Origin of the sequence: Sandarakinorhabdus sp., assembly GCF_031430775.1 — a bacterium.
Classification (GTDB): Bacteria; Pseudomonadota; Alphaproteobacteria; order Sphingomonadales; family Sphingomonadaceae; genus Sandarakinorhabdus.
The window spans coordinates 1-12,754 of sequence record NZ_JANPCD010000042.1 but is presented as its reverse complement, the minus strand read 5'-3'; the positions used below and the strand labels follow the sequence as shown (position 1 = coordinate 12,754).

General features: G+C 65.1%; 7 protein-coding genes and 1 tRNA gene. 5 read left to right on the top strand and 3 right to left on the bottom strand.

The window, feature by feature from the left end; all coding sequences use genetic code 11:
- The 3 genes from RMQ73_RS02390 to RMQ73_RS02380 all read right to left on the bottom strand — a co-directional run.
- On the bottom strand, positions 1 to 1,817 hold a 1,817-nt coding region (locus RMQ73_RS02390; protein WP_409049820.1), incomplete at its 3' end, for a beta strand repeat-containing protein.
- On the bottom strand, positions 1,817 to 3,586 hold the full coding sequence (locus RMQ73_RS02385; RefSeq protein WP_310496385.1) for a ShlB/FhaC/HecB family hemolysin secretion/activation protein: 1,770 nt from the start codon (positions 3,584 to 3,586) through the stop codon (positions 1,817 to 1,819). The genes RMQ73_RS02390 and RMQ73_RS02385, both read right to left, overlap by 1 nt.
- A 206-nt stretch (positions 3,587 to 3,792) precedes the next feature.
- A tRNA-Leu gene (locus tag RMQ73_RS02380) sits at positions 3,793 to 3,879 on the bottom strand.
- Positions 3,880 to 4,012: 133 nt separating this feature from the next.
- On the opposite strand from RMQ73_RS02380, the gene RMQ73_RS02375 reads away from it, so the two are divergent.
- The 5 genes from RMQ73_RS02375 to gltB all read left to right on the top strand — a co-directional run bounded on the left by RMQ73_RS02375 (position 4,013) and on the right by gltB (position 12,544).
- Positions 4,013 to 4,993: a complex I NDUFA9 subunit family protein gene (locus tag RMQ73_RS02375; RefSeq protein ID WP_310496384.1), complete on the top strand. Its 981-nt coding sequence runs from the start codon at positions 4,013 to 4,015 to the stop codon at positions 4,991 to 4,993.
- Positions 4,994 to 4,998: 5 nt separating this feature from the next.
- Positions 4,999 to 5,802, top strand: coding sequence for an undecaprenyl-diphosphate phosphatase (locus RMQ73_RS02370; protein ID WP_310496383.1), 804 nt, complete (start codon positions 4,999 to 5,001; stop codon positions 5,800 to 5,802).
- A gap of 151 nt (positions 5,803 to 5,953) precedes the next feature.
- Positions 5,954 to 7,378, top strand: a complete 1,425-nt coding sequence (locus RMQ73_RS02365; protein ID WP_310496382.1) for an NAD(P)-dependent oxidoreductase — start codon at positions 5,954 to 5,956, stop codon at positions 7,376 to 7,378.
- Between the two features lie 24 nt (positions 7,379 to 7,402).
- Positions 7,403 to 7,972: a DUF2059 domain-containing protein gene (locus RMQ73_RS02360; protein WP_310496381.1), complete on the top strand. Its 570-nt coding sequence runs from the start codon at positions 7,403 to 7,405 to the stop codon at positions 7,970 to 7,972.
- Between the two features lie 12 nt (positions 7,973 to 7,984).
- A complete protein-coding gene (gene gltB, locus RMQ73_RS02355) occupies positions 7,985 to 12,544 on the top strand; it encodes a glutamate synthase large subunit (RefSeq protein ID WP_310496380.1) in 4,560 nt (1,519 codons plus the stop codon).
- The last annotated feature ends 210 nt before the right edge of the window (positions 12,545 to 12,754 follow it).

Genomic DNA, 12,754 nt, shown 5'->3' with positions numbered 1-12,754 from the left:
CCCCCGGCGCCGCGATTGCCATCGCCTTTGGCCGCAATCTCTAGATTGCCGCCGACGGCCAATTTCGAGGATGTGCCAATACGGACCTGCGCGGTGCCACCGCTGCCGTCGCCCGACTTGAAGGCGGCCTGTGCGTCCACGTCCTCGCTGCTGCCGTCGGCAAAGACCTCGATCGCGCCATTCACATTGATATCGGCGCCGGCATCGCCGACGATCTCCGCCAATTTGCCTTGGCCGTCACCGGCCCGGCCACCATCCGAAAGACCGCCAACGCCAACGGCGGTGAGCTGGGCATTGCCGGCAAGGCCAAGGATACCGCCGCTGACGTCGATGCGCGCCGTGCCGCCATCGCCGCGCCCGCCATCGGCGCCGCTAAATCCTGCGCCGCCAAGCCCGCGCGCCTCAAGCACGAGGTTACGCGCTGTCAGACTGCCGCCGCTGGCCAGTGACAAAAGCGCCGTGCCGCCCTTGCCGTCGCCGGCAGCGCCCTGGCCCTGGAACCCGCTGCCAAAGCCATTGGCCAACGCGCTTACATCTCCGGACACTTCGATACTGCCGCCGCCGCTGGCGCGCACAGCCGCCGTGCGCCCGGAGGCATCGCCGCTTGCGCCAGAGGCACTGGCATCGAGCAGGACATTGCCGCCAATGGTCACAGTACGCCCGGCCTGCGCATTGATCGACGCTTCGCCGCCGGCAAACAGTGTCACATCGGCTGCAAAGCTCGCGTTGCCGGTATCGGCGGTGACAATGGCATCGGTCGCCGCCCTGCCGATCAGCCGCGACGTGACATTGCGGCCCGACACGATGATGCTGGCAGTGCCCGTGCCGACACGCGCGCCGAACACGTCATCGCCGGCCCCGGACTGGATATTGTGCCCTGCCGACAGCACGATGGTGTTGCCCACCACATCCGCTGCGCCGGCAATGTCGAAACCAATGTCCCCGGCGCCCGCTGTCAGCAACAGCGTGATGGCGTTGTTCTTGGGCACCGCCATCAGATAGATGCGCCGGGCGTCGCCGGCTGCTTTCGCCGCCGGGCCGGTGATGCTGCCGCCCACCGTCATGGCGGACACGTCCGAACCTATCGTGGCGGTGATATCGAACAGCCCGCCGTTGAGCGTGAAGTCCACCGCTTCGGCTTGCACCAGCGCCGCCGAGCCATTGACCACGGCGCTGCCGGCAAAGCTGATGCGCGGCGCCACGGCGAGGAAATAGCTGCCATCGGTGGCCGCCCGGATCTGTGCGCCGGCAGCCACCGTGACGCCCGCCGTGCTGCCCGGCGCCGCCGCAAGGCCGAACTGGTTCTGGGCACTTCCGGTCAGGAAAGGCAAGCCCTGTGCAGCACCGACCGGATCATTGGCCGTGAGCAGCAGTCCGCCGACATTGAAACTGGCGGTGGCGCCGATCAACAGCCCGCCGGGCGCATAGAACCAGACATTGCCGCCCGGCGTGGCCGTGACCGCGCCATTGAGCGCGATCACCCGCGACGGGTCGGCAGCGATGATGCGATTGAGCACCGTGAAGGCACCTTGTTGTGCCGATATGAAATCGGCGGTGTTACCCGCCGGCAGGAAATTGATCGGCGCCCCGCCACCGCCGCTGTCGGACGGAGTCCAGTTGATCGTGGCCTGCGCGCCGTCGATGACGATGGTTTCGGTGCCCGCCGGGCCGAAAAACCGCGATGCGCCGCCAAGGATGGTGGTGGCATTACCCTGAAAGGCCTGTGCCAATGCGGCGGCGCCGGTCAGCGGCTGCACCGCGATCAGCGCCGCCAGAACGGCGGTCGATGCGCTCGAACGGGAATGGCATGCGCGCATCAGCGGGTCCTCCACGGCAGCAACCGCGTGGTCAAAGTCATCAAGAAGCGCACATCGCCGGCGTTGACGTTGCCGGCATCGCTCAGCGCCACGGCGCCCGACACATCAAGCCGTGCCCGGTCCGACAGCACCAGGCGCGTCCCGGCGCCGGCACTGGTCAGGTTCTGTGGATTGTCGCTGCCCGGTGCCAGCCCCCGGCTCCACACCCAGCCGGTATCGACAAAGACATAGGGCTGTACGGACAGTTGCATTTTCTGCGACACCGACAGCGGGTCATGGCGCAGTTCAAAGGCCACCGCCGCACCGTCGTCACCGGTCAGCGCGCCGGGATCAAAGCCGCGCCCGACGGTATAATTGCCCAGCGCCAAGCGTTCAAAACCGAACACGCCGCCGGACGCAATCTGCCCGCGCGGTGCGATGGCGATGGTCATGCCGCGCATGAAGCGCAGTTCGGCCGAGCCGGCAAAGCGCAGGACAGTGGCGGTCGGGCTGCCGCTGATAAGACCCGGCGGCACCAAGCCCGGCCCGGCACAGGCCGCCGGGTTGGCGAGGCAGTTGTTGCTGGCATCGAATATCGACAGGCCCTGCCGCAATTCAAGGCTGCCTGTCAGGCGATAAAGGATGGTGCCGCCCGGTCCGCGGCCGCGCATGTCGAGTGCATCGGCATCAAGCCGCAGATAGCCGACACGCACCCGGTCCTGGCTGAGCGGCTGGCTGCCGAAATCGACGGCCTGGTTGACGAAATCAAGGCCGGCAGCCCCCGTGAGGCTGAACGCCTGGGACCGTTTGAAGGGAAAACTCGCCTCGAGATTGGCAAACAGCGTGCGCGCCATGACATCGGGGGTTGCAGCGCCCAGCCCCGGCCGCGTCCAGGCGTAGGTGAACCGCCCGCCGAACCGCAGGCCCTCGCCGCCGATGGCCATTTCATGGCCGGCCTGAAGGACTTGCTGTTCCTCGAAATCCGCCGTGGAATAGATCGACACAAATGTCCGGTCGGCCTGGCCGGTCAAGCCATTGACCACCAACCGAGCCTGCCCGCCGAGCCTGCCCGTTTCGCCCGGGGCGAGGTTTTGCACCGTCAGATCCGCCTCGATGTCGCGGCGGCGGATGCTGACTTCACCGATCATCTCGCCGGGCGCGCTGCCGGCCGGCTTGAGCGCAAGGCGCACATCCATGCCCGGAATGTCGCGCGCCAGCAGCAGATAACGCTCGGCGGCAATGCGGTTGAACACATCGCCGGTCGCCAGCTTGTTCAGGTATCGCGCCACCACGGCCTCGTTGCGGCCGGCATCGCCCTTGACCCTGACGGCGGTCAGGCGCGCATAAAGCACCTCGAACCGCACCGCGCCATTATCGATGCGCTGCGCCGGCACTTGCACGGCCGCCAGATAGCCCATGCGCCGCAGGATGGTTGCTGCCGCATCGCGGATCTCGCAGACCACGGCGATCGGCTGTTCCCGGTTCAGATACTGCGCATAGGCCGGCGCGAGGTCGGACGCGGCCACCGGGCCGATATTGTTGAAGCTGGCGCTGCTCAGAGTGACCTTGATGGCGGCATAGGCCGGATCGGCCAGCGCGCATGGGCTGCGCTCGATATCGCCATCAACGCTCAGCCGCGTCGGCGCGACTGTCTGCTGCCGGCGCGCCGGGTCGATTTCCTCGCGCGTCGGGGCGCCCGTGGTCCCGACCTGGGCATGGGCCGAGGCGGCAAACAGCAGCAGGCCGGCGGCAATGTTCCACCTTTGCACCGCTGCCGCGCCCACAAACATGCCCCGCGCCATGAACACCCCCGAATACTGACGCGACCTGCTTTTCTTGCAGCGTAACGCAAGGCGATGCCTTTGCGCCAGCCATTTGTCGCACAGCTACGCCGCACAGCCCGGCAGGGATGCGGATGCGGGTTCCAGACGCGGCATCGGCAAAAGACATGGCGACCCCGGTGACCCGGAATCCTGAAAAATCGACCATGAAAAAATGGTGCCCGGAAGAGGACTCGAACCTCCACGCCCTTGCGAGCGCCAGCACCTGAAGCTGGTGCGTCTACCAATTCCGCCATCCGGGCACTGGGTAGGAGGGCGCGGTTAAGGGGTGGCGCCAAGGATGTCAACTGCTGCGTTGCCGGCTGCCGCGTCGGTGATTTGCCGCATGGCAACAACGATCCTGACAGATTGTGCGCGGCCCGCTATGGGCAGGACATGATAGATGCCCGCAACAGCGTATTGCCGCCGCTTGGTCCCGGATCGATTGTCACCGTCATCGGGGGCAGCGGCTTTCTGGGGCGATATATCGTCCAGGAACTGGCTGCTGCCGGCTGCCGTCTGCGCGTCGTGTCCCGCAATCCCGATTCGGCGCTGTTTCTCAAGCCGCTTGGCGATCTGGGCCAGATCCAGCTGCTGCGCGGCGATGTCACCAGCGGCGCCGGGCTGGCCGCGGCATTTGAGGGCGCTGCTGCGGGCGTCAACCTGGTCGGCATTCTGGCCGAATCCGGCCACCAGACTTTTGCCGCAACCCAGTCGCAGGGCGCCGCCCGGGCCGCGCAATTGGCCGCTGCAGCCGGTATCACGCGCTATGTCCAGATGTCGGCAATCGGCGCAGATGCCGGCTCGGCCATTCCCTATGCCCGCAGCAAGGGTGAGGGCGAGGCCGCCGTGCTGGCCGCCATCCCGTCCGCCACCATTCTGCGCCCCAGCCTTGTTGCCGGGCCGGAGGACCAGTTTTTCAACCGCTTTGCCGGCATGGCACGCAGCGCGCCGGTGTTGCCGGTCATCGCCGGCGATTCGCGGTTCCAGCCGGTTTATGTGCGCGATGTTGCCGCCGCCGTGGTCGCCGCGCTGGGCCGCAGTGATGCGCAGGGACGGACATATTGGCTGGGCGGGCCGGACGTGCTGAGCTTCCGCGATATCCTCAAGCTGGTCGTCAAGCTCAGCGGACGCGAGACGCCGCTGTTCGAATTGTCGGATTTCAGCGCCGGGTTGCTGGCGCGGCTGGGCGATATCCTGCCGTTCATGCCGATGACGTCAGACCAGCTTGCGATGCTCCGGAACGACAACATCGTCATTCCCGGCGTGCCGACGCTGGCCGATCTCGGCGTGGCCGCCACGCCGCTGTCGGCGTTCCTGCCGCAGATGCTGGAACGGTTCCAGCCCGGCGGGCGCTTTGGCAAGAAACGGGGCTGACCTGCGTGGAGCATGATCTTCTCACCATCATCCTTCTGGGCATTGTCGAGGGGCTGACCGAATATCTGCCCGTATCGTCGACGGGCCACCTAATTCTCGCCGGCGAACTGCTGGGCTTCAAAGGGGAGGCCAGCGCCACCTTCGAGATTGCCATCCAGTCCGGTGCGATCCTGGCGGTCGTCGTTGCCTATTGGCGGCGGTTCCTCGATGTCGCCAAGGGCCTGCTTGCCCGCAGCAGCAGCGCCTTTGCCTTTGTCCGCAACATCGTGCTGGGGTTCGTGCCGGCGGGCATTGCCGGTGTGCTGTTCATCAAGGCGTTCGAGGCGATGCTGCTGTCGCCGATGACCGTGGCCGTCGCACTCATCATCGGCGGCTTTGCGATTCTGTGGATCGAGCGCACGGCGCGTGAAGCGACAGTGCACAGCGTGGAGGCATTGCCGGCGCGTTCGGCGCTGCTGGTCGGCCTGGGGCAATGCGTGGCGATGATTCCCGGCGTGTCGCGCTCGGGCGCCACCATCATGTCGGCGCTGCTGCTCGGCATCGACCGCAAGACGGCGGCGGAGTTCAGCTTTTTCCTGGCGGTGCCGACAATCTCGGGCGCGACGGTGTTGATGCTCTGGAAGAACCGCGACACGCTCGATCTTTCCAATGCTTCCGATATCGGCATCGGGTTTGTGGTGTCGTTCGTGGTAGCGCTGGCGGTGGTCAAGGGCTTTGTCGCGCTGGTCGGGCGCTATGGCTTTGCACCCTTTGCCTGGTACCGAATCATCGTCGGCAGCGCCGCCATGATCTGGCTGCTGATGCGCTAATAGGTCCGTGTCGGTATCAATTGTCACCCATTCGCCGAAACTGAGCGTCATTTCACCGAATATAGGACAGCATTGCTGTCTTACTGCGTATTTTTTGCGTGACTTTCGTTGCAGTCGGCCATAGCGCAGCATCCTGAAAGGGGTGGATGCCATGGCCGATACAATGATGCTGAAGTTCACGGACAGGGCGCAAGCTTTCCCGGCCAAGCGCACACCCGACGAACGCGCGCAGGATTTCCTCGAAATCGCCCGGCCGTATATCCTGGCCAAGGCCGAGGAACAGGCGGCGCGCTGTTCGCAGTGCGGCGTGCCGTTCTGCCAGGTGCATTGCCCGCTCCAGAACAACATCCCCGACTGGCTCAAGCTGACCGCGCAAGGCCGGCTGGAAGAAGCCTATGAACTGTCGGCAGCCACGTCGACCATGCCGGAAATCTGCGGCCGCATCTGCCCGCAGGACCGGCTGTGCGAGGGCAATTGCGTCATCGAAAAGGACTTCGGCTCGGTCACCATCGGCTCGGTGGAAAAATTCATCACCGACACGGCATGGGACAATGGCTGGGTAAAGCCGCTGCGTGCAGTGGCCGACCGGTCCGGGCAATCGGTCGGTGTCATCGGTGCCGGCCCGGCCGGATTGACCGTGGCGGAACTGCTGCGCGTCAAGGGTTACGACGTCCATGTCTATGATCGCTATGATCGCGCCGGCGGCCTGATGACCTACGGCATTCCCGGCTTCAAGCTGGAAAAGCCGGTGGTCATGCGGCGCATTCAGCGCCTGATCGACGGCGGCGTCATCTTTCACCAGAATTTCGAAGTCGGACGCGACGCCAGCCTGGCCGATCTGCGCGCCCGCCATGACGCTGTGTTCATCGCCACTGGCGTCTACAAGGCGCGGCGGGTCGATGTCCCCGGCGCCGATGCCGCTCATGTGCTGGAAGCGCTCGATTATCTGGTCGCGGCCAACCGCGCCGGCTTTGGCGATAATGTGTCGGACGCCGCCCGGCTGGACGCCGCTGGCAAGCATGTCGTGGTCATCGGCGGCGGCGACACGGCTATGGACTGTGTGCGCACGGCGATCCGGCAGGGCGCCGCCAGCGTCAAATGCCTGTATCGCCGCGACCGCGCCAACATGCCCGGCTCGGCCCGTGAAGTGTACAACGCCGAGGAAGAAGGCGTGCAGTTCGTCTGGCTTGCCGCGCCTGTAGCCATCACCGCCACCGGCGTGCGCGCGAGCGCCATGCGGCTGGGCCAGCCCGGCGCCGATGGCCGCCGCGCCCCCGAGATCGATCCGGGCGGCGAATTCACGGCAGCTGCCGATCTGGTCATCAAGGCGCTTGGCTTTGATCCCGAAGACTTGCCACGTGCGTTCGGTGCGCCCGAACTGCCGGTCACCCGCTGGGGCACGATCCGCATCGACGGCAAGACGCAGATGACCGCCCTCGACGGTGTGTTCGCCGGCGGCGATATCGTGCGCGGCGCCAGCCTTGTGGTGTGGGCGATCCGCGATGGCCGTGACGCGGCGGCGCAGATGCACCAGTATCTGCGCGCGCGTGTCGGCCAGGTCGCCAACGCCGCCTGAACCCTATTGCCGGAGCCACCACTGATGCTGAGCCTTTTGATCGCCGTTGCTGTCGCCAACCCGCCGCAAGCGCCCGCCCAGGCGCGGCTGGACCCGGCGGCCGTCAAGGCCGCATCGGCGCTGGTCCAGCAACTCGGTCTCAAGGGCCAGATCGACGCGCAGATGAAACAGACGCTGGGCCTGATGCGCCAGGGCGTCGCCGTTCGCGCCATGCTGGCGCAGCAACCGGGCTTTGTGCAGGCCTATCGCGCTAACCCCGGACGTTTCGACCCGACGCTGAAAAAGGTCGGCGCCATGCAGGCCGAAATCGCGCAGAAAGTGGTGATCGCCAACACGCCGGCAGTGGTGCAAGCGGCGGTCAATTCCTATGCCCGGCAATACACGGTCGCTGAATTGAACGGCCTCGCCGCCTTTTATCGCAGTCCGCTGGGCGTTGCGCTTAACCGCAAGCAGCCGCGCGTGCTGGCCGAAATCGGCCAGGCGACCAACGGCATATTGGGTGCCCGTATCGATGCCGCGTTGCAGGCCAATGGTGCGCGGCTGACGGCGGCGCTGCAACCGCTGAACAGCGCGCCGCCCGCCCCGCCGAAATAGGAGCCAAGCGCCATGGTGCACACGCAATTCACCGCATCGCCGGCCGAACGCCAGCGCATGGCCGACATCGGCATGTATCGCCCCGATCTGGAGGGCGATGCCTGCGGCGTCGGATTGATTGCCGCCACCGACGGCAAGGCGTCGCGCCGCGTCGTGACGCTGGCCATCGATGCGCTGAAGGCCGTGTGGCACCGGGGCGCCGTTGATGCTGATGGCAAGACCGGTGACGGTGCCGGCATCCATGTCGAAATTCCGGTGGATTTCTTCCACGAACATATCGACCGTGCCGGCCACAAGCCGGGCCAGAACCTGATGGCAGTCGGCCAGGTGTTCCTGCCGCGCACCGATCTGGCGGCGCAGGAAAGCTGCCGCACCATCGTCGAATCCGAAATCATCGGCTTTGGCTACAAGGTCTATGGCTGGCGGCAGGTGCCGGTGAATGTCTCGGTGATCGGTGCCAAGGCACAAAGCTCAAGGCCTGAAATCGAGCAGATCATGATTTCCGGGCCGGCGCCGGGTGCCGATGGCGCGGCCAAGGAGCAGTTTGAAAAAGACCTGTTCCTGATTCGCCGCCGTATCGAAAAAAAGGTCATCGAAAGCCAGATCCAGGGCTTTTACATCTGCTCGCTGTCGTGCCGGTCGATCATCTACAAGGGGCTGTTCCTCGCGGAATCGCTGTCGGTGTTCTACCCCGACCTGCTCGATGAACGCTTTGTATCGCGGTTTGCGATCTATCATCAGCGCTATTCGACCAACACTTTTCCGCAATGGTGGCTGGCCCAGCCGTTTCGCACGCTGGCGCACAATGGCGAAATCAACACCATTCGCGGCAATGCCAACTGGATGAAAAGCCATGAAATCAAGATGGCTGCCGCCGCGTTTGGCGAACATTCCGAAGACATCAAGCCGCTGATCCCGGCCGGCGCGTCCGACACCGCCGCGCTCGATGCCGTGTTCGAGGCGTTCGTGCGCTCGGGCCGCGATGCCCCCACTGCCAAGCTGATGCTGATCCCCGAGGCCTGGGGCAAGGACGACAGCCTGCCCGACAGTCACCGGGCGATGTATGCCTTTTTCGCCAGCGTCATGGAGGCCTGGGACGGGCCGGCGGCGCTGGCGATGACCGATGGCCGCTGGGTTGTGGCCGGCCTTGACCGCAACGCGCTGCGGCCGATGCGTTATTGCCTGACCCGCGACGGCTTGCTGGTGACCGGGTCCGAGGCCGGCATGGTGGTGCTGCCCGAATCCGAAATGTTGCAAAAGGGTGCGCTTGGCCCCGGCGAAATGATTGCGGTCGATCTGGACGGCGATGGCGGCACCGGCGCGCAATTTTATGCCGACCGCGCCATCAAGGACCGCATCGCCGCCGCGCATGATTATGGCGCCATGGTCGCGGGCTTCACCACCTTCAAGTCGCTGCGCGGTCACGATGGCCCGCAGCCGGGCGCCAGCTATGGCCGCGATGAATTGCGCCGCCGCCAGGTTGCCGCCGGCCAGACCATGGAGGACATGGAGCTGCTGCTCGGGCCGATGGTCGAGGATGCCAAGGAGGCCGTCGGCTCGATGGGCGATGATGCGCCGCTGGCGGTCATTTCCGACAATCCGCGCAACCTGTCGCATTTTTTCCGGCAGAATTTCAGCCAGGTCACCAACCCGCCGATCGATGCGCTGCGCGAAACCCGGGTGATGAGCCTCAAGACGCGGTTTTCCAACCTCGGCAACATCCTTGATGAGGACACCACGCAAGAAGGCGTGATGGTCATCGACACGCCGGTGATGACCAACCTTGGCTGGGACGTGCTGAAAAAGCATTTCGGCCGCCAGGTGGCCGAGATCGACTGCACGTTCGACATCGGCGGCGGCCCCGACGCGCTCCGTGCCGCCATTGCGCGCGTGCGCCGCGAAGCCGAAATCGCCGTGCGGTCGGGCAAGAGCCAGTTGTTCCTGACCGACGAGAACCAGTCCGCGGCCCGCGCCGGCATCACCATGATCCTGGCGACGGCGGGCGTGCACACGCATCTCGTCAAAAAGGGCCTGCGCACCTTTGCATCGATCAACGTGCGGTCGGCCGAAGCGCTCGACACGCATTATTTCGCGGTGCTGGTCGGGGTCGGTGCCACCACGGTCAACGCCTATCTGGCGCAGGAAGCCATTGCCGACCGCCATGCGCGCGGCCTGTTCGGTGCGCTCACCTATGAGGATTGTGTCGCGCGTTATCGCAAGGCCATCGAGGACGGTCTGCTCAAGATCATGGCCAAGATGGGCATCGCCGTCATCAGCTCCTATCGCGGCGGCTACAATTTCGAAGCGGTCGGGTTGTCCCGCGCGCTGGTCAATGACTTCTTCCCCGGCATGCCGGCCAAGATTTCCGGCGAAGGCTTTGAATCGCTGTATATCAACGCCCAGATGCGCCACGACAAGGCGTGGGACGAGGATGTGCTCGCCCTGCCCATCGGGGGCCTGTACCGTTACCGCGCCGGCAGCGAGGCCCATGCCTATCAGGCCGGCATGATCCATCTGCTCCAGCATGCGGTCGGCAATGACAGCTATTCCGACTATCTGAAATTTTCGCGCCAGGTCGCCGAATTGCCGCCGATTGCCCTGCGTGACCTGCTCGATTTTGTCGACGACGCCGTGCCAGTGCCACTGGAATCGGTGGAATCCATCACCGAAATCCGCAAGCGGTTCGTCACGCCGGGCATGAGCCTTGGTGCCCTGTCGCCCGAGGCGCATGAAACGCTTGCGATTGCCATGAACCGCATCGGCGCCAAGGCGGTGTCGGGTGAAGGCGGCGAAGATCCCATCCGCTTCAAGCCCTATGCCAATGGCGACAATGCCAATTCCGTCGTCAAGCAAGTGGCATCCGGGCGCTTCGGCGTCACTGCCGAATATCTCAATGCCTGTGAGGAAATCGAGATCAAGGTCGCGCAGGGCGCCAAGCCCGGCGAGGGCGGGCAGTTGCCCGGCTTCAAGGTCACCGACCTGATTGCGCGGCTGCGCCATTCCACGCCCGGAGTGACGCTGATCTCGCCGCCGCCGCATCACGACATCTATTCGATCGAGGATCTGGCCCAGCTTATTTACGACCTGAAGCAGATCAACCCGCGCGCGCGGGTGTGCGTGAAACTGGTGTCATCGGCCGGTATCGGCACGGTTGCGGCGGGCGTCGCCAAGGCGCACGCCGATGTCATCCTGATTTCCGGCAATGTCGGCGGCACCGCTGCTTCGCCGCAGACCAGCATCAAATACGCCGGCACACCATGGGAAATGGGCCTGACCGAGGTCAACCAGGTGCTGACGCTCAATGGCCTGCGCCACCGGGTGAAGCTGCGCACCGATGGCGGCCTGAAAACCGGTCGCGACATCGTCATCGCCGCCATCCTGGGTGCCGAGGAATTTGGTATCGGCACGCTGTCCCTTGTGGCCATGGGTTGCATCATGGTGCGCCAATGCCACAGCAACACCTGCCCGGTCGGCGTCTGCACACAGGACGACGCGCTGCGCCGGAAATTCGGCGGCAGCCCTGAAAAAGTCATCAACCTGATGAGCTTCATCGCCGAGGAAGTCCGCGAAATCCTGGCAAGGCTGGGCGTCCGGTCGCTGGATGAAATCATCGGCCGCACCGAATTGCTGCGGCAGGTCAATCGCGGCGCCGAACATCTCGACGACCTCGATCTCAACCCCATCCTCGCCAAGGTCGATGCACCGGACAGCGAGCGGCGCTTCAATATCGCCGGCCACCGCAACCCGGTACCCGACAGCCTCGATGCCGACATGCTGGCCGATGCGGCGCAATTGTTCGAACGCCGCGAGCGCATCCAGTTGACCTACACGGTGCGCAACACCCACCGCGCCGTCGGCACGCATCTGTCCGGCGAAATCACGAGGGCATTCGGCATGAACGCGCTCAGCCCCGGTCATGTTCATATCAGGCTGCGCGGTTCGGCTGGCCAGTCACTGGGCGCCTTTGCCGTGACCGGCGTCAAGCTGGAACTGTTCGGCGAGGCCAATGACTATGTCGGCAAGGGCCTGTCCGGCGCCACGATCGTGGTGCGCCCGATGGTGTCCTCGCCGCTGGTCAGCCAGGACAATGCCATCATCGGCAACACCGTGCTTTATGGCGCCACTGCCGGGCGGCTGTTTGCTGCCGGACGGGCCGGGGAACGCTTTGCCGTGCGCAATTCGGGCGCTGTTGTGGTCGTCGAGGGTTGCGGCGCCAATGGCTGCGAATACATGACCGGCGGCACCGCCGTCGTGCTTGGCAATGTCGGTGACAATTTCGCTGCCGGCATGTCGGGCGGCATGGCCTTTGTCTATGATCGCAGCGGTGATTTCGCCCGGCGCGTCAACCGCGAGACCGTGGTGATCCAGCCGCTGGCGTCGGCACATTGGGAAGGGGTGGTCCACGCTCTTGTGAGCGAGCACGTCAGCGAAACCGGCTCGAAATGGGCCCGCGGCCTGCTGGACGAATGGGACCGCACCCGCACGCAGATCTGGCAGGTCTGCCCACGCGAGATGCTGTCCCGCCTGCCGCAGCCATTGGACGACAGCCCGGCGAGCATTGCAGCGGAATGAGGGGCAACCCTTGAAACCGGGCCTTCGGGTGATATATTCGTCTATATCACCCGAAGGATGCTGCGATGCGCGACAAATCGAACGACCCGCTGATCGAAAGCCTGATGGCGCTGGCCGTCAGTGCCGCGCCTTTGATCCGCCGCGCGCGCGAATCCGGTATCTTCAAGGCCGGCACGCCTGAAGGAAAGGCCAGCGATGATGTCGTGGATG